General features: G+C 41.9%; 17 protein-coding genes. 11 read left to right on the top strand and 6 right to left on the bottom strand.

The features are described from left to right. Positions 1 to 5 precede the first annotated feature (5 nt). The 5 genes from gyrB to dnaA all read right to left on the bottom strand — a co-directional run bounded on the left by gyrB (position 6) and on the right by dnaA (position 5954). The gene (gene gyrB, locus AOA56_RS12485; RefSeq protein WP_053769796.1) at positions 6 to 1919 is read right to left on the bottom strand and encodes a DNA topoisomerase (ATP-hydrolyzing) subunit B; all 1914 of its coding nucleotides are present in this window, start codon (positions 1917 to 1919) and stop codon (positions 6 to 8) included. 13 nt (positions 1920 to 1932) lie between these two features. Next, positions 1933 to 3018: a DNA replication/repair protein RecF gene (gene recF / locus AOA56_RS12480; protein WP_024733942.1), complete on the bottom strand. Its 1086-nt coding sequence runs from the start codon at positions 3016 to 3018 to the stop codon at positions 1933 to 1935. 14 nt (positions 3019 to 3032) lie between these two features. Continuing rightward, the gene (locus AOA56_RS12475) at positions 3033 to 3242 is read right to left on the bottom strand and encodes an RNA-binding S4 domain-containing protein (RefSeq protein ID WP_024733941.1); all 210 of its coding nucleotides are present in this window, start codon (positions 3240 to 3242) and stop codon (positions 3033 to 3035) included. Positions 3243 to 3258: 16 nt separating this feature from the next. After that, positions 3259 to 4365, bottom strand: a complete 1107-nt coding sequence (dnaN, locus tag AOA56_RS12470) for a DNA polymerase III subunit beta (protein ID WP_024733940.1) — start codon at positions 4363 to 4365, stop codon at positions 3259 to 3261. A gap of 179 nt (positions 4366 to 4544) precedes the next feature. Beyond that, positions 4545 to 5954: a chromosomal replication initiator protein DnaA gene (gene dnaA / locus AOA56_RS12465; RefSeq protein WP_048621182.1), complete on the bottom strand. Its 1410-nt coding sequence runs from the start codon at positions 5952 to 5954 to the stop codon at positions 4545 to 4547. 563 nt (positions 5955 to 6517) lie between these two features. Here dnaA and rpmH point away from each other — a divergent pair. The 8 genes from rpmH to rsmG all read left to right on the top strand — a co-directional run bounded on the left by rpmH (position 6518) and on the right by rsmG (position 13598). After that, a complete protein-coding gene (rpmH, locus tag AOA56_RS12460) occupies positions 6518 to 6652 on the top strand; it encodes a 50S ribosomal protein L34 (protein ID WP_024733939.1) in 135 nt (44 codons plus the stop codon). An 87-nt stretch (positions 6653 to 6739) separates the two neighbouring features. Then, complete coding sequence (gene rnpA, locus AOA56_RS12455) at positions 6740 to 7123, top strand: ribonuclease P protein component (protein WP_024733938.1); 384 nt, start codon at positions 6740 to 6742, stop codon at positions 7121 to 7123. Next, positions 7120 to 7335, top strand: coding sequence for a membrane protein insertion efficiency factor YidD (gene yidD / locus AOA56_RS12450; RefSeq protein WP_024733937.1), 216 nt, complete (start codon positions 7120 to 7122; stop codon positions 7333 to 7335). The genes rnpA and yidD overlap by 4 nt, the downstream gene beginning before the upstream one ends. 31 nt (positions 7336 to 7366) lie before the next feature. Beyond that, the gene (locus tag AOA56_RS12445; RefSeq protein WP_024733936.1) at positions 7367 to 8650 is read left to right on the top strand and encodes a YidC/Oxa1 family membrane protein insertase; all 1284 of its coding nucleotides are present in this window, start codon (positions 7367 to 7369) and stop codon (positions 8648 to 8650) included. Between the two features lie 21 nt (positions 8651 to 8671). Next, positions 8672 to 9556 carry an RNA-binding cell elongation regulator Jag/EloR gene (jag, locus tag AOA56_RS12440; protein WP_024733935.1) on the top strand — a complete coding sequence of 295 codons (885 nt, stop codon included), beginning with the start codon at positions 8672 to 8674 and terminating at the stop codon, positions 9554 to 9556. 70 nt (positions 9557 to 9626) lie between these two features. Then, complete coding sequence (gene mnmE / locus AOA56_RS12435; RefSeq protein WP_024733934.1) at positions 9627 to 11000, top strand: tRNA uridine-5-carboxymethylaminomethyl(34) synthesis GTPase MnmE; 1374 nt, start codon at positions 9627 to 9629, stop codon at positions 10998 to 11000. Next, positions 10966 to 12867 carry a tRNA uridine-5-carboxymethylaminomethyl(34) synthesis enzyme MnmG gene (gene mnmG, locus AOA56_RS12430; protein ID WP_053769795.1) on the top strand — a complete coding sequence of 634 codons (1902 nt, stop codon included), beginning with the start codon at positions 10966 to 10968 and terminating at the stop codon, positions 12865 to 12867. Before mnmE ends, mnmG begins: the two co-directional genes overlap by 35 nt. Positions 12868 to 12887: 20 nt before the next feature. Next, a complete protein-coding gene (gene rsmG, locus AOA56_RS12425) occupies positions 12888 to 13598 on the top strand; it encodes a 16S rRNA (guanine(527)-N(7))-methyltransferase RsmG (RefSeq protein WP_053769794.1) in 711 nt (236 codons plus the stop codon). A gap of 125 nt (positions 13599 to 13723) precedes the next feature. Here the strand turns inward: rsmG and AOA56_RS12420 are convergent, their stop codons facing one another. Further along, positions 13724 to 14674: an alpha/beta fold hydrolase gene (locus AOA56_RS12420; protein WP_053769793.1), complete on the bottom strand. Its 951-nt coding sequence runs from the start codon at positions 14672 to 14674 to the stop codon at positions 13724 to 13726. Between the two features lie 317 nt (positions 14675 to 14991). Here AOA56_RS12420 and AOA56_RS12415 point away from each other — a divergent pair, with 317 nt between their 5' ends. Genes AOA56_RS12415 through AOA56_RS12405 form a run of 3 tightly spaced genes read left to right on the top strand, consistent with a single transcriptional unit; the run spans position 14992 to position 17208 of the window. Beyond that, entirely contained in the window at positions 14992 to 15762 is a 771-nt protein-coding gene (locus AOA56_RS12415; protein WP_053769792.1) for a ParA family protein, read from the top strand. Further along, positions 15759 to 16679, top strand: a complete 921-nt coding sequence (locus AOA56_RS12410; protein WP_053769791.1) for a ParB/RepB/Spo0J family partition protein — start codon at positions 15759 to 15761, stop codon at positions 16677 to 16679. Before AOA56_RS12415 ends, AOA56_RS12410 begins: the two co-directional genes overlap by 4 nt. Before the next feature lies 1 nt (position 16680). After that, positions 16681 to 17208 (top strand): DUF4446 family protein, encoded by a 528-nt coding sequence (locus tag AOA56_RS12405; protein ID WP_053769790.1) that lies wholly within the window; start codon positions 16681 to 16683, stop codon positions 17206 to 17208. Positions 17209 to 17225: the final 17 nt, after the last annotated feature.

Below are 17225 nucleotides of genomic sequence, written 5' to 3'. Positions count from 1 at the left end.
TTTTCCTATACATCCAGATTTTTCACGTATTTTGCATTTTCCTCGATGAATTCACGCCGCGGCTCAACCTTGTCTCCCATCAGGGTCGTAAAGGTCAGATCCAGTTCCGAGGACGTCTCCTCATCCATTGTCACACGAATCAAAATCCGCTGCTTAGGATCCATGGTCGTCTCCCATAACTGATCGGCGTCCATCTCACCCAGACCTTTGTATCTCTGAATTTTATTGTTCTGGTCACGTCCCACTTCCTCAAGGATATTGCTGAGTTCCTCGTCGCTGTATGCATACCATACCTTTTTATTCTTCTCAAGCTTATAAAGTGGCGGTTTTGCAAGATATACATGGCCCTCTCTGATCAGATCCGGCATAAACCGGTACAAAAATGTCAAAAGCAACGTGCTGATATGCGCCCCGTCGACGTCGGCATCCGTCATAATAATAATCTTATCATAACGCAGTTTCGTAATATCAAAATCCTCATGGATTCCTGTCCCGAATGCGGTAATCATCGCTTTGATTTCCGCATTGGCATAAATCTTATCAAGCCGTGCTTTTTCCACGTTCAAAATCTTACCGCGCAACGGCAGGATCGCCTGGGTCCTCCGTTCTCTGGCCGTCTTGGCAGAACCACCGGCAGAGTCTCCCTCTACGATATAGATTTCACAGTTCTTCGGATCCTTATCCGAACAGTCCGCAAGCTTTCCTGGAAGAGACATCCCTTCAAGAGCTGACTTTCTTCTTGTCAAATCTCTTGCTTTTCTTGCCGCTTCCCTTGCTCTTTGCGCCATCACCGACTTCTCAATAATATTTTTAGCCACCGCCGGATTCTGCTCCAGAAAAATCTCAAGCTGGCTGCTGACTATACTGTCCACCGCCCCTCTTGCCTCGCTGTTTCCGAGCTTTTGCTTTGTCTGTCCTTCGAATTGTGGCTCCGGGAGCTTAACGCTTACAATAGCCGTCATTCCCTCCCGAATATCCTCCCCGCTCAAGCTCTGCTCATTCTCCTTGATGAGCTTGTTTTTCTTTGCGTAGGCATTGAATGTCTTGGTCAGGGCATTTCGAAAACCGACAATATGTGTACCGCCCTCCGGCGTCGTAATATTATTTACAAAGCCATATGTACTTTCCGTGTAGGAATCATTGTGCTGCATCGCCACTTCCACGTACACATCGTCTCTTGTACCTTCGCAGTAGATAATCTGCTCATAGAGCGGTTGGTTACTGCGGTTCAAGTAGCTTACGAATTCCCGTATTCCTCCCTCGTAGTGGAAAGAATCCTCCCTCTTTTCTTCTCTGTCATCCTTTAGTTGAATTCTCAGATTTTTGGTAAGAAAAGCCATTTCACGAAGACGCTGTTTTAACACTCCATAATCGAATACTGTCTCCTCAAAAATCGTTCCGTCCGGCAGAAAAGTAACTTTTGTTCCTGTCTCGTTAGGATCACACTCCCCTATCACCGTCAAAGGAGTAACAACCCTTCCCCTTTCATAACGCTGTTCATGGATCTTCCCCTCTCTTCTTACCTCTACTATAAGCCAGTCTGAAAGCGCATTGACAACGGATGCACCTACTCCGTGAAGCCCCCCGGATACCTTGTACCCTCCGCCTCCGAATTTTCCGCCGGCATGAAGTACCGTAAATACGACTTCCACGGCAGGAAGCCCGGATTTATGGTTGATGCCGGTTGGAATGCCTCTTCCGTTGTCAATGACTGTCACGGAATTATCCGCATTGACCTTCACTTCAATCGTATCACAAAATCCTGCAAGCGCCTCATCCACCGCATTGTCTACGATCTCGTACACAAGGTGGTGAAGTCCTCTTGCAGAAGTGCTGCCGATATACATTCCCGGTCTTTTGCGGACCGCCTCCAACCCTTCTAAGATCTGGATTTGATCTCCACCATATTCTGCGCTCATACTGATCCTCCTATTAATTTTCATTTGTTACCTGTCCATTCTGGACAAGAAACACTTTATTGATTGAAAAACGATGATTCACAAACTCTTCCACACCGGTACAGGTAATCAGAGTTTGAATATCGTGTATACTGTCTAACAAGTAGTTTTGCCTGTGTTTATCAAGTTCAGACAACACATCGTCCAAAAGTAAAACCGGAGTATCGTGAATCACCCGCTTGACGATCTCAATCTCCGCAAGTTTCAGGGACAGCGCCGCAGTGCGCTGCTGTCCCTGAGATCCGAACTTCCTGATATCCATATCCTTGATTTTAAAACAGATATCATCCCGGTGCGGTCCCGCTGAAGTACTCTTCATCCGAATATCGCGCTCCCGGTTTCTTCTTACTGCCTCCTCCAGAGAAAGTTCTCCCGTGGACGGCTCATATTCCATCACGAGACGCTCTCGCCCTCCGGTAAGTTTCCCATGGATATCCCCCACAATTTCATTGATTTCCCGGAGGAATTTCTTTCTGCCTTCCATGACCCGCTCCCCATAGCGGACAAGCTGCATATCCCAGATTTCCAGCGTATCCTTAAGCTTCTCCTGAAAAGCCATCTCTTTTAAAAGCCGGTTTCTCTGATTCACCACCCGGTTATAATCCGCTAGATTGTTCAGATAAATCTTGTCAAGCTGGGAGAGCTCCAGATCCATGAATCGCCTCCTCTGTGCTGGACCGTTCTTGATAATATTCAGATCTTCCGGTGAAAAAAAAACCAGATTGATAATCCCGAAAAGCTCGCTTGCCCGTTTAACAGGCATCCGGTTGATAGCAGCCCCTTTGGGACTGTTTTTCTTTAAGTGAATGTCAATCCGGAAGGGAACTCCGTTTTTCAGGACTTTCACCTCTATATGCGACTCCTCTTCTCCAAAAGAAATCATATCCCGGTCTTTCGTTCCACGGTGGGACTTCGTCGTCCCCGCAAGGTAAACCGCCTCCAGTATATTGGTCTTACCCTGTGCATTGTCCCCGTGGAAAATATTAGTGACCGGGTGAAATGTCAGATTCAAAAGTTCGTAGTTTCTAAAATTTTTTAATTTTAATGACTGGATGATCATGCCGCACCTGTTCACTATTTCTGTATTTTAATTTCCTGGCCGTCATAAGATACAACGTCGCCGTCATACAGCTTACGTCCGCGTCTGGTGTCGACACTTCCATTGACCTTCACAAGTCCGTCCTGGATGACTTCCTTTGCCTCCACTCCGGACTCACAGAGACCGGCCGCCTTCAAAGCCTGACCAAGCTTGATAAATTCATCCCGAAGTGTAATGATCTCCATTTGATAACCTCTTTCCTTATATTGCATTAAAATTAACCGGAAGAATCAGGTAGACATAAGTCTCCTTCTCGTCCTTAATAAAGCATGGTGCCTTGGAATTCATAAAATACAGCGTTACCTCCTCATCATCAATGACGCGCAGAGCATCAATGAGGAATTTGGGATTGAAACCAATCAGAAGATCCTTCCCTTCTTTTGTAATGAAGATCTCCTCATCCATGGAACCAAGTTGAGACTGAATTTTCAGCTCCATTGTATCGTCACCGATCTGAATAATAATCGGGCGTTTGTCTCCTTCTTTTACAAGAAGTGTAGCGCGGTCAATACAGCTTAAGAGCTCTTTCTTATTGATATGTACTTTCGTTTCATAGTCGCTGGATAGCATCTGCTCAATTCGAAAATACTCCCCCTCAATCAGACGGGATACAACAACAGTCTGATCAAATTCAAATACAATATGATTTTCGGCAAAGTAAATCTGTACTTCGCTTTCTGCATCCCCTGATAAAATCTTGCTGATTTCCATGAGTGTCTTTCCTGGAACGACAACTTTTTTATGGTCATAGCTTGCTTTGAGTTCGATTTTGCGAATGGAGATTCTGTGACCGTCCAGTGAAACTACTTTCAAAATGTGATCTTCCACCTCAAACAGCTCTCCTGTCATCAATTTATTGCTCTCTGTATCGGCAATCGAAAAGATCGTCTGACGAATCACTTCTTTTAGTGTATACTGTGAAACTAAAATGGACTCGTTTTTTTCTATATATGGGAGGTAAGCAAAATCGCTTCCTGACTTTCCGGCAATTTGAAACTTCGCTTTTTCACAGGTAATAAGCGTCTGATCATTATCATCCGTTGTGATAACGATTTCACTGTCAGGAAGTTTTCTGACAATTTCAGAAAAAATCTTGGCATCCAAGGCAATCATACCAGGCTGAACAATATCCCCCTCGATAATTGTTTCAATTCCAAGTTCCATATCATTGGCTGTCAGTTTGATCATACTGGCAGTTGCATCAATTAAGATACATTCCAGAATTGGCATTGTTGTTTTGGAAGGAACTGCTTTTGATACGATTCCCACACCTTTTGCCAAATTGGATTTTGTGCAAATAATTTTCATGTGTATAACTCCTTTCGCTGGACTAGATGAATTTTTATATATAAGATATCCGCATTAGTCGCCTTAGGATGTGTGGATATGTGTAAAACCTATGTAAACCCGTGCGGTTTCGTGGATTTCGAATGGGAAACTCATGTTGAACGGGTTTGATTTTGATGAGGATGACTTTCGGAAAAATACTACAGAGGGCTGATTTTTTTCTGGATAATGCTGATCGTATTTTTCAGTGAATCATTGTTTTCCATATCTTTCGACATCTTATCCACACCATGTTTCACAGTTGAATGATCTCTTCCGCCGAGGAGAGATCCGACTGTTTTCAGCGGAGTGTCTGTCATGGCACGACATAAATACATAGCAATATGGCGAGCGTTTGTCGTCTTTGCGTCACGGCTTGCACTTTTTAAGTCGGATACGGAAATTCCGAAGTGTTCGGAAACCGTCTCAATGATCAGTTCCGGTGTGATTTTACGGTTTTCATCTGGAGAAATCAGATCTTTGAGCGCCTCAGCCGCAAGTGAGATATTGATCTCCTCGTTTTTTAATTTGTATAGTGCAATCAGCTTATTGAGGGAACCCTCCAGCTCCCGAATATTGGATTTGATGTTTGTGGCAATAAATTGCAGCACATCTTCCGGAATATGATAGCGTTCGAGCTGATCGGATTCGATTTTTTTCTTTAAAATCGCCATTCTTGTCTCGTAATCCGGGGCGGAGATATCGGCAATCAGCCCCCACTCAAACCTTGTGCGGAGTCGGGCTTCCAGTGTTTCGATATCTTTAGGAGGCTTGTCCGAGGATATGATAATCTGTTTTCCAGCTACATGCAGGTGATTGAATGTGTGGAAAAACTCTTCCTGGGTACTCTCCTTTCCTATAATAAACTGAATATCGTCAATCAGGAGCACATCTACATTTCTGTATTTTTCACGAAAAGCAGTCATCGGAAGTTCATTGCCGGTCTTACCACTTCTAAGAGACTCAATCAGTTCATTAGTGAAAGCCTCACTGGTCACATAGAGAACCTTCTTTTTAGGATCTTTCTCCAAAATGAAATGAGCAATTGAGTGCATCAAATGGGTCTTTCCCAGTCCGACACCTCCGTAGAGGAACAGGGGATTGTATACTTCGCCCGGTGATTCTGCGACTGCAAGAGATGCGGCATGGGCAAAGTTGTTGTTTTTGCCGACGACAAAGGTATCAAATGTGTAGCGCGGATTTAAGTTTGCGCGCTCAATCATCAGAAGATTGTCGTTTTTCTTCGTATGTGCGGCCGCTTTTTTCCTGTGAGCATTTGCAATTTCTTCTACCTTTTCCAGTTCACTCGGATTGTCCGGAATAAATTTGACATCATATTCAATTCCGGTAATTTCTGCAATAGAAACTTTAAATGGAAGAAGGTATTTTTTCTCTATGTAATCGATATAATCACCGGTCCCATCTAACGTCACGAGAATATAGACGGTATTTTCAATTACATCATAGACTTTTAATGGAAGGATCCATGTTTTAAATGAAACGTCGGAAAGACTATGCTCAAGCCTTAAATTTTCAATAATTTCATTCCATTTTTCTGTTACGATGTCCATTTTGATGACTCCTAATCTTAATGTTTTAGTACTGTCCGCCTGTTGAGGACACACGTCACTTTTCAGGCATGACGGAAAAACACAGCAAAAATATCCGACACAATAAGGAAAGGCCGGATGATCGCTGCGATCTCGTGAAAAAATAGATTCACTCCCTTATATATTACAACAAAAAGATTTCAAGTGCAATGTAAAATCGATGTGGATAAAATTTTGAACAGCGAAAAAGTGCATAAAATCAGCGAAAAAAAGAAGAATTTAGTAGAAACCAACATGTTTTCCACATAAAATCACAAAATTATCCACAAAATGTTGAAAACATGTGGAGAAACTGGTGAAAAGTAACGATTCAGCCATTCAGATCAGATTCGCAAGATTGTGTCAGTTTTTCGTTGTGTCAGACCTCATGGGCAAATCGTTACGAAAAAAGGAAAAAAATCACGGAATTACTTGACTTGACGGGGGTTTTTGACTATAATCAGACGTGGTGTCTTTTAGCAAAGAACGAAATAAATATACTTATATTTATATATATAAGTTTCAGATTAAGGAGGTGGAAAGTAATGAAAATGACATTTCAGCCGAAGAAGCGTTCCAGAGCAAAAGTTCATGGATTCAGAGCAAGAATGAGCACGGCAGGCGGAAGAAAAGTTCTGGCAGCCAGAAGAGCAAAAGGAAGAAAAAGATTATCAGCGTAGGCCGCATATATGTGGCCTTTTCTTCTATACAGAATGAGAAAAAGCGGATAGTCTGTTTACCGTAGAACACAGCAGGAGCATAGGGCAATGCGGTTTTCAGAATCATTGAAGAAAAATAAGGATTTCCAGCTGACCTATAAAAAAGGAAAGTCTTATGCGAACAGATACCTGGTCATGTATGTCAGGAAGAATGGAACTTCCAGCAACAGACTGGGTCTTTCGGTCAGCAAAAAGGTAGGGAACAGTGTGGTCCGCCACCGGGTTACACGATTATTGAGAGAAAGTTATCGACTTCAGGAAGACTATTTCCGGCGTGGATATGATTTGATAATAATTGCGCGGGCTGGAGCTAAAGATAAAAGCTATCACGAAATCGAAAGCGCAATGATCCACCTTGGAAAGCTTCATCATATATATACACAGGACACACAGCAGGATTCTTCGGACAATGAAATGGAGATGAAACGATGAAAAAGCTGATGATTGCAGGGATTCGTTTTTACAGAAAGCATTTATCAAAGTATAAGTTGCCGACGCAGCACTGTATTTATACGCCTACCTGTTCCGAGTACGGGCTGGAGGCGATCGAAAAGTACGGGGCTCTCAAAGGAGGGCTTTTAACAATCTGGAGAATACTCAGATGTAATCCATTCCACCGGGGAGGGTACGATCCGGTACCATAATTGAATAAAACACGAAAATGGAGGAGATCTGATGGAAGGTTTATTATTGACACAGTCATCAGCTCCGATTGTAGGCCAGATTTCCTGGCTTCTGGGGCACTTGATGAACGGAATTTTCAGTGTGCTTAGTAATGTATTCCATATTGAAAATATTGGTATTTGTATCATTATTTTTACAGTCATTATTTACACACTGCTGCTGCCGTTGACATATAAACAGCAGAAGGCATCAAGATTGACAGTTGTAATGAATCCGGAACTGAGACGGATTCAGAATAAGTATAAGAACAAGAAAGACCAGGCATCGATGATGAAGATGCAGGAAGAGACCAAGATGGTATATGAGAAATATGGGACATCTATGATGGGTGGTTGTTCCATGCTTTTGATTCAGCTACCAATCTTGTGGGGGCTCTTTTATGTAATCCGTAGTATTCCGGCATATGTACAAGGAATCAAAGATGTGTATATGCCATTGGTAGAGCAGTTGTTGTCCACAGACGGCGGACAGAAGGCAATGGAGGCAATCGGTAAGACGAGCGCTATTGCCATGGATCCATCCAGATATGATTTTAGTAAGGCTAATACGATGGTGGACGCACTGTACAAATTTCAGGAGAGTTCCTGGAATACATTGGCTGATAAGCTTCCGGATCTGGAATCCGTGATTCGATCCACTCAGGAAAGCCTGGTACATCTGAATTCTTTCCTTGGAATTAATATTGCAGAGACGCCGATGAATCTTCTGATGAATTCCCTGAAGACGGGGGCCATCGTAACAGCGATTCTGGCTTTGTCCATTCCGGTGATTTCCGGACTGACACAGTATATCAGTATGAAGCTTATGCCGACAGCGACGCCGACGGATAATGAAAGCAGTGATAATACAATGGCAAATTCCATGAATGCGACCATGAAAATCATGCCGCTGTTTTCGGTAGTAATGTGTTTTACATTTCCTTCCGGTATCGGACTTTACTGGATCGCGAGTGCGGTTGTTCGTATGATTCAGCAGTTAGCTGTTAATAAGTATCTTTCCAAGATTTCACTGGAAGAGCTGATCGAAAAGAATCAGAAGAAAGCGGCGAAGAAGAGGGAAAAGAAAGGTACTAATGCAAAGAAGCTCTCAGAAATGGCTCAGGTAAACGCAAGAAGAATTGAAGAACCAAAGCCGAAAATGACAGAGGAAGAGAGGGAAAAGGCCCTGGAAAGAGCGGCGGAGAAAAGCAAAAATGCGAAATCAGGAAGCCTTGCGGCAAAAGCAAATCTGGTAAAACAGTATAATGAAAATAACCATAAAGACAGTCAAAAGTAGTAGAAGAAAGAGGTTATCAGGATGGGTGAGATTACAGTATCAGCAAAAACATTGGATGATGCAATTACAGAAGCCCTGATCCAGCTTGGCGTGACTAGCGATATGCTGGAATATGATGTAATTGAAAAAGGAAGCAGTGGGTTTTTGGGAATCGGAAGCAAGCAGGCTGTCATTCGTGCATGGAAGAAACAGATAGTGGAAGAGACGGACGAATTAGAAGAACTCAAAGAAGAGATTCAGGAAGTCATCTCTGAGGTAAAAGGTGAGGAAATAACAGAAAAGCAGGAAATGAAATCCGAGCCGAGAGAGAAAAAGCCACGCAGGGAGAAAAAAGAACGTAGAGAAAAGAGAGAGAAAGAGTCGGCACAGGTGAAAGAGAGTAACGAGACAAAAGAAGTAAAAGAGCCAAAGCCGGTTCAGGAAAGCAGGAAGCTTGCAAAAGTTCAGGATGAGACGATTGCCGCATGTGAGAAATTTCTTACGGACGTCCTGCACGCAATGAATATGGAAGTCAAAATCACTTCCGGCGTTGATGAAGAGGGAGCTCTGGAAATCGTGATGGACGGCAAAAATATGGGAATCCTGATCGGTAAAAGAGGACAGACATTGGATTCTCTCCAGTATCTCACCAACCGGGTTGCAAACAAGACCCAGGACGGCTATGTGAGAGTCAAGCTGGATACGGAGGATTATAGAAGAAGAAGAAAAGAGACGCTTGAGAATCTTGCAAAGAATATCGCCTATAAGGTGAAGAGAACGAAAAAAGCGGTTGCGTTGGAGCCGATGAACCCATATGAGAGAAGAATTATTCACTCTGCTCTTCAGTCGGACCGTTATGTGACGACGCACAGTGAAGGAGAAGAGCCTTACAGAAGAGTCGTAGTTACATTAATCAGAAACAAATAAAGACAAAAAAGGGCTGATTTCCAGAATACAGGATAATCTGCCCTTTTTTAGTGCTTTGGAGGATGAAAATATGATAAAATTAACGGAGACAATTACTGCGATTTCGACCGCCATGTCAGATTCAGGAATTGGGATTGTACGGATGAGCGGTCCGGAAGCCTTTGAAATTGCGGACCGGATCTATAAGGGGAAGAAGCAGCTTTCCAGTCAGGAGAGCCATACTGTTCATTACGGTTGGATTAAGGATGGGGAAGATACCATCGATGAGGTGCTTGTGATATTGATGAGAGGTCCACACAGTTACACCGGGGAGGATACGGTGGAAATTAACTGTCACGGGGGCGTCTTTGTAGTCAGAAAGATCCTGGAAACAGTGTTGAAAAACGGTGCCAGAGCTGCGGAGCCTGGAGAATTTACGAAGCGTGCGTTTTTAAATGGAAGGATGGATCTTTCCCGTGCGGAAGCTGTTATTGACGTTATCCATTCGAAAAATGAGTTTGCACTGAAAAATTCAGTAAGTCAGTTAAGAGGAAGTATTCAACGTAAAATACAGGCTATGCGAGATGAAATCCTCTATCACACTGCCTATATTGAGTCGGCGTTGGATGATCCGGAGCATATTTCTCTTGATGGGTATGCAGAGAGCCTTGTGGAAAAAACAGAAAAATTGTTGAAAGAATTGAAAAAACTTATCAATACTGCGGATAACGGAAGAAAAATACAGGAGGGGATACGTACTGTTATTGTCGGAAAGCCAAATGCCGGAAAATCATCATTACTAAATGTACTTGTAGGTGAAGATCGGGCGATTGTAACGGACATTGAAGGGACGACAAGGGATATTCTGGAAGAGCACATTCAGTTAAATGGTGTCAGCCTGAATATCGTGGATACGGCGGGGATTCGTCAGACAGAGGATGTAGTGGAAAAGATTGGCGTTGACCGGGCGAGAAATCAGGCAGAAGAGGCAGATTTGATTATTTTTGTAGTTGACGCGTCACGAAATTTGGATGAAAATGATTTTGAGATTATGAGGATGATTGAAGATAAGAATGTTATTGTCCTTCTAAATAAGTCGGATTTGAAGACCATGGTCACCCCCAAGATGGTAAAAGAGCATCTGGACAAACCGATGATTGAGATTTCCGCAAAGGAAGAAGAGGGAATTTACGAACTGGAACAGACAGTCAAGGAGATGTTTTTCCAGGGAGGGCTCACCTTTAATGATGAGGTTTATATTACCAATGTTAGACAGAAAGAAGCCCTTTTGCAGGCGTTTACAAGCCTTTCACAGGTAAAGGAGAGCATTGAAAGCGGTATGCCGGAGGACTTCTACACCATTGATTTGATGGACGCATATGAGGCATTGGGAAATATTACGGGAGAAACGATAGGAGAGGATTTGGTTAATGAAATATTCAGCAAATTCTGTATGGGAAAATAAGGATAGTTACGATGTGGCTGTAATTGGAGCCGGACATGCCGGCTGTGAAGCGGCCTTGGCGGCGGCAAGACTGGGGATGAGGACCATCGTCTTTACAGTCAGCATGGAAAGCATTGCCATGATGCCGTGTAATCCGAATATTGGCGGGACGTCTAAAGGTCATCTGGTGAAGGAAGTGGATGCCCTTGGAGGAGAGATGGGAAAGGTCATTGACCGGACTTTTATTCAGTCAAAAATGTTAAATAAATCCAAAGGACCTGCGGTTCATTCTCTAAGAGCTCAGGCAGATAAGCAGGAGTACAGCAAAGCCATGCGGATGGTATTGGAAAATCAACCGGGTCTGGACTTAAAGCAGGCAGAGGTGGTAGATATCCTCGTGGAAGAGGGAAAAGTCACGGGGGTACAGCTTATTTCTGGTGCAATATGCCGCTGTAAGGCTGTAATTCTTTGTACAGGGACATATTTGAAGGCAAGGTGTATTTATGGTGATATTAGTATTGAAACGGGTCCAAATGGGCTTCAGGCGTCGACCTACCTGACCGACTGCCTGAAGCGACTTGGTATCCGAATGTACCGTTTTAAGACGGGAACTCCGGCAAGAATCGATCGTAGATCGATTGATTTTACAAAGATGGAGGAGCAAAAAGGAGATGAAAGGATCACCCCGTTTTCCTTTACAACAGATCCGAAGTCCATTCAAAGGGAACAGGTATCCTGTTGGTTGACATATACCAATGAAAAAACGCACGATATCATTCGTAAAAATTTGGATAGATCTCCTTTATTCTCCGGCGTCATTGAAGGGACCGGACCCAGGTATTGTCCGTCTATCGAAGACAAAGTTGTGAAATTTGCTGATAAAAAGAGGCATCAGGTATTCATTGAGCCAGAGGGAGAATCCACAAATGAAATGTATATCGGAGGAATGTCAAGCTCACTTCCCGAGGACGTGCAGTATGATATGTACCGCTCTGTGCCAGGATTAGAACATGCCAAAATTATACGAAATGCCTATGCGATTGAGTATGACTGTATTGACGCCAGACAGCTTTATCCTACGCTGGAATTCCGTAAGGTAAAGGGACTTTACAGTGCAGGGCAGTTTAACGGGAGTTCCGGATATGAAGAAGCGGCTGGACAGGGACTTTTGGCTGGCATTAATGCAGCGTTAAAGCTTCAAGACAGGGAACCGCTCGTACTGGATCGTTCTCAGGCGTATATCGGCGTTTTAATCGACGACCTGGTAACAAAGGAAAGTCACGAGCCATACCGTATGATGACGTCCAGAGCTGAATATCGTCTCCTGCTCCGCCAGGATAATGCAGATCAGAGGCTGACAAAGATTGGTTATGAGATTGGATTGGTTCCCAAGGAACGTTATGACAATCTGCTTAAGAAAGAAAAAATAATTGCATCTGAGATAGAACGTGTAGAACACACGCATGTGGGAACAAATAAAAAAGTTCAGAACCTACTTGCAGAGTATGGAAGTACACCACTAAATTCGGGGGCAACGATCGCTGATTTGATACGCAGGCCGGAACTTCACTATAATTTCCTTGCACCGATCGATGAAAGGCGCCCAAATGTCTCGGAAGAAGTGGCAGAACAAGTGGATATTAACATTAAGTATGATGGTTATATTAAGCGCCAGATGCGTCAGGTGGAACAATTTAGGAAAATGGAAAAGAAACGAATTCCGGAAGATATTGATTATCATGAAGTGAAGAGTCTTCGTATCGAGGCGGTACAGAAATTAAGCGAACAGCGTCCGGTGTCAATTGGACAAGCCTCCAGAATATCAGGAGTATCTCCGGCAGATATTTCTGTACTACTTGTCTATATGGAGTCAATGCGGCAGGGATAGAAGATTAAAGGAGAGAGAAAATGGACAACATAATGGAATCAAAGGTAAAAAGATTGGGTCTTTCCCTGACGGACAGACAGCAAGAACAGTTTGATACTTACTATCGGATTCTTGTGGAATGGAATAAAGTAATGAATTTGACGGGAATTACAGAGTATGATGAAGTCAATGAAAAGCACTTTTTGGATAGTCTTATGATTGTAAAATCGTTTGATATGTCAAAGGTTTTCTCTATAATTGATATAGGAACGGGAGCAGGATTCCCTGGAATTCCACTGAAGATTGTTTTTCCTGAAATTCAAGTTGTACTTCTTGATTCATTAAATAAAAGAATTCGTTTTTTAGATGAAGTGATTCAGCAGTTAGGGCTAGAGAAAATCGAAACGATTCATGGAAGGGCAGAAGACTTTGCTAAAAAGACACAGTATCGGGAAAAATTTGACTTTTGTGTTTCACGTGCGGTAGCAAATCTTGCTACTTTATCAGAATATTGTCTTCCATATGTGAAGATAGGTGGTTATTTTGTACCATATAAATCTGAAGATATCGATAAGGAAGTAGAACAAGCTGAAAATTCAGTGCAAATTCTTGGTGGAACTGTTGAAGAAGTGAAAAAATTTAAGTTGCCGGGAACGGAAATTGGAAGATCTATTATTAAAATTAAGAAAATAAAGCCTACGGCAAAGAAATATCCGAGAAAGGCTGGTCTACCTGCAAAAGAACCATTATAAGAAAAGTGGGAATGTTTCATGTGAAACATTCCCACTTTTTAAAATAAGAAACGAAAATACTAATTTACTAAAATAATTGGCAATACTTTTGATTCGGAGATTACGCTCTTTCGCACTTTTTGTAATTATTTCGGATCCAGGAGGATTTCTACCTGTTCGCAGAATTCTTCCGGCTTTTCTATTTGTGGTAAATATGTTGTCTCATCAATTTCAATAACCTCAATAGATGGCAAGTATTTCTGATATTGACGGGCATTATTTTCCAATAAGGGATTATTGATACCACGGATAACAAAGATACTGTGTGTAATATTTGGTAGAAACGGAACAAGATTTACCTTTGTATAATTTCCTTTAATACTTGCAAATAGATAGCGGGAATGCATATTATCAATATGTGCGGCCTCATGGTAGGCGTTAATCATCCACTCATCAATCTGTGTCTGATCATAGAATAATTTCTCTGCATTCGAGACAATCTGCTTTTTGCAGAATAAAATATTATAGAGAAAAGTGCCTAGAAGAGGCATACTAATTAAATGATAAAGTAGTTTGCTTCGTTTGGATGGAATCTTAGCAAGATCATAGAGATCCTGTGGGTTTACAAATACCATTTTATCAATAAGCTCCTGATTTCCTGTCGAAACCATGGCAACAAGTGGAGCAGAAGAACCGGTTGCAATGACATCAACCTGCTTATGCACAACATTTTTGATAAAGTCTGATATCATCTGTACATATAAAAAATTCGTATATGTCAGATTTGGTTTGTCTGACTGTCCACATCCCAGAAGATCTATTGCATAGACGGTATGATTTTTAGCAAGCAAAGAGATTGTATAGGACCATTCAACAGAGGAACTCGCGGGTGCCAGATCGTGAAGTAAAAGCAAGGGCTTACCGTCACCACATTTCCGATAGTGGATCCTTCCAAATCTCCATTCGTAGTCATTTGTATCATCACGCTGAAGAAGATTATGCATTGTTGCGAAATAATGAATTCCTCTGTTTATGATATGTATTGTAGCCGTAGACAGGGCGGTAAGAATAACAAAAGATCTAAGTTTTTTCTTCATAATCACAACCAACTTTCATAGATATTGATATGATTATTATACTACATTGGGATAAGCAAGAAAAGTAATGAATGTAAGAAATTTTCGACATGGTTTTTACTTACGTAGAACAAGAGCTAACAATACACTTAGATGGAATACTTTGTAAGAAATCTTAAAGTAAGCGTTTCACGTGAAACATTTCAGTGAAGCAGCAATTATGTCTAAAAAAAAGATGAAAAATCAGGAAGAATTTTTATGTTTCACATGAAACATTGTATAGATTATGGAAATGAAAAATGATATAATAATGCTTATGAAAGAAAGGTGAAGTATAAATGGGTAGAATAATTGCGGTTGCCAATCAGAAAGGCGGCGTTGGCAAAACAACTACGGCGATCAATTTATCCTCGTGTCTGGCGGCAAAGGGACAGAAAGTATTGGCGATTGATATGGATCCGCAAGGAAATATGACTAGTGGGTTAGGGGTAGAGAAAGATAATGTAGAAAATACAGTCTATGATTTAATTATTGGGGAAGCGGGGATCGAAGATGTCCTTTGCAGAGAAGTAATAGAAAATCTGGACGTGCTTCCTACCAATATTGATTTATCAGCTGCAGAGATAGAGATGATAGGAGTGGAAAATAAGGAATATATTCTCAAAGGAGAGGTGGCAAAGATTCGGAAAAGTTACGATTATGTTATTATTGACTGCCCACCGTCTTTAAACATGCTGACAATCAATGCCATGACGACTGCAGACAGCGTGTTGGTTCCTATTCAATGTGAATATTACGCATTGGAGGGATTAAGTCAGTTGATCCATACAATCGAGTTGGTGCAGGAAAGACTAAATGAGAATCTGAAGATGGAGGGGGTAGTTTTTACAATGTATGATGCCCGTACGAATCTTTCGCTTCAGGTAGTGGAGAATGTAAAAGATAACCTGGAGCAAACCATCTACAAGACGATAATTCCGAGAAATATCAGACTTGCTGAGGCACCAAGCTATGGTATGCCAATTAATTTGTATGATCCAAAATCATCCGGTGCAGAAAGCTATATGCTATTGGCAGATGAAGTGATTCATAAAGGAGAGGAAGAATGACAGCAAAAAGAAGTGGATTAGGGAAGGGATTGGGAAAAGGACTGGACAGTCTGATTCCGGACAACCGATCGGCCAAAAAAAGTACACCTTTGAAGGAAAAGGTGGAAGAACCTGTATTAGCCGGAGAAAAAATGGTGAAAATCAATATGATTGAACCAAATAGAGAACAACCAAGAAGAAATTTTGAAGAAGATTCGCTTTTGGAATTGTCTGAATCAATCAAACAGTTTGGAGTTTTGCAGCCACTGCTTGTACAGAAAAAAGGGGATTACTATGAGATTATTGCCGGGGAACGCAGGTGGAGAGCTGCCAAGATGGCCGGAATGAAAGAAGTTCCAGTTATTGTCCGAGAATATTCCAGACAGGAAGTCGTGGAGATTGCTCTGATTGAAAATATTCAGAGAGAAAACCTCAATCCGGTAGAGGAGGCTCAGGCATATAAGCGGCTGATGGAAGAATTCTCTTTGAAGCAGGATGAAATTGCTGAAAGAGTAGCAAAAAGCAGAACAGCGGTCACGAATTCAATTCGTCTGCTAAAATTGGATGAAAGAGTGCAGCAGATGTTGATTGACGACATGATTTCCAGTGGACACGCAAGAGCACTTCTTGCACTGCAAAATAAAGAAGATCAGTATACAGCAGCAAACGAGGTTTTTGACGAAAAACTGAGTGTAAGAGAGACAGAAAAGTTGATACGGGAATGGAATAAACCGAAACCGGAAAAGAAGAGTTTAAAAAGAGAAAATGAATTTATTTACCATGATCTGGAAGAAAAAATGAGAGGAATTATGGGAACAAAGGTCTCTGTCAACAGAAAGTCAAATGGTAAAGGAAAAATTGAAATTGAGTATTATTCTGACGAAGAACTGGAAAGACTGTTTGAGATGATTATGAGTATTAGAGAGGAAGTCAGATAAGATGCAGAGTAAAATCCTGGAATCAATCGGTGTGGATCCGGCATATATTCTAATTGCCATGTTTTTGATCTTGATTGTCCTCTGCACTTTTTTCGTGAACTTAAATATGAAGTATAACCAGCTGAAAAGAAGTTACTCCAAGTTTATGCGGGGAAGTGATGGAAAGACACTGGAAGAAAACATTCGGCGTCACCTGGAGAAAATGGAAAGTATTGAGGAACTTTCAGAAGAAAATCAATTGGAACTACGTTTGCTTAGAGAAAAAATCAGCGGAAGTATCCAGAAGACAGGACTGGTACAGTATGACGCCTTTCACGAGATGGGAGGGAAACTCAGCTTTGCCTTTACTATTTTGGACGGAGAAGATAATGGCTGGATTATGAATGTCATGCACAGTAGAGAGGGATGTTATATTTATATAAAAGAGATTGTGGCTGGGGAATGTCACACAGAGCTTGCCGAGGAAGAAGAGGAATCGTTGGAGCGTGCGATATACGGGAATGACGAAGAATTGGCAGGTATAGAATAGATGGAGGAAGAGAATAG

The sequence above is a fragment of the Sellimonas intestinalis genome (genome assembly GCF_001280875.1).
GTDB classification, from domain to species: Bacteria; Bacillota; Clostridia; order Lachnospirales; family Lachnospiraceae; genus Sellimonas; species Sellimonas intestinalis.
The sequence above is the reverse complement of the archived record's forward strand: the minus strand, read 5'-3'. Positions and strand labels throughout refer to the sequence as shown.

Excerpts from the sequence above, each read along its gene's own strand:
- gyrB (WP_053769796.1), bottom strand. The coding sequence starts at position 1,919 with ATGAGCGCAGAATATGGTGGAGATCAAATCCAGATCTTAGAAGGGTTG.
- recF (WP_024733942.1), bottom strand. The coding sequence starts at position 3,018 with ATGATCATCCAGTCATTAAAATTAAAAAATTTTAGAAACTACGAACTT.
- AOA56_RS12475 (WP_024733941.1), bottom strand. The coding sequence starts at position 3,242 with ATGGAGATCATTACACTTCGGGATGAATTTATCAAGCTTGGTCAGGCT.
- dnaN (WP_024733940.1), bottom strand. The coding sequence starts at position 4,365 with ATGAAAATTATTTGCACAAAATCCAATTTGGCAAAAGGTGTGGGAATC.
- dnaA (WP_048621182.1), bottom strand. The coding sequence starts at position 5,954 with ATGGACATCGTAACAGAAAAATGGAATGAAATTATTGAAAATTTAAGG.
- rpmH (WP_024733939.1), top strand. The coding sequence starts at position 6,518 with ATGAAAATGACATTTCAGCCGAAGAAGCGTTCCAGAGCAAAAGTTCAT.
- rnpA (WP_024733938.1), top strand. The coding sequence starts at position 6,740 with ATGCGGTTTTCAGAATCATTGAAGAAAAATAAGGATTTCCAGCTGACC.
- yidD (WP_024733937.1), top strand. The coding sequence starts at position 7,120 with ATGAAAAAGCTGATGATTGCAGGGATTCGTTTTTACAGAAAGCATTTA.
- AOA56_RS12445 (WP_024733936.1), top strand. The coding sequence starts at position 7,367 with ATGGAAGGTTTATTATTGACACAGTCATCAGCTCCGATTGTAGGCCAG.
- jag (WP_024733935.1), top strand. The coding sequence starts at position 8,672 with ATGGGTGAGATTACAGTATCAGCAAAAACATTGGATGATGCAATTACA.
- mnmE (WP_024733934.1), top strand. The coding sequence starts at position 9,627 with ATGATAAAATTAACGGAGACAATTACTGCGATTTCGACCGCCATGTCA.
- mnmG (WP_053769795.1), top strand. The coding sequence starts at position 10,966 with ATGAAATATTCAGCAAATTCTGTATGGGAAAATAAGGATAGTTACGAT.
- rsmG (WP_053769794.1), top strand. The coding sequence starts at position 12,888 with ATGGACAACATAATGGAATCAAAGGTAAAAAGATTGGGTCTTTCCCTG.
- AOA56_RS12420 (WP_053769793.1), bottom strand. The coding sequence starts at position 14,674 with ATGAAGAAAAAACTTAGATCTTTTGTTATTCTTACCGCCCTGTCTACG.
- AOA56_RS12415 (WP_053769792.1), top strand. The coding sequence starts at position 14,992 with ATGGGTAGAATAATTGCGGTTGCCAATCAGAAAGGCGGCGTTGGCAAA.
- AOA56_RS12410 (WP_053769791.1), top strand. The coding sequence starts at position 15,759 with ATGACAGCAAAAAGAAGTGGATTAGGGAAGGGATTGGGAAAAGGACTG.
- AOA56_RS12405 (WP_053769790.1), top strand. The coding sequence starts at position 16,681 with ATGCAGAGTAAAATCCTGGAATCAATCGGTGTGGATCCGGCATATATT.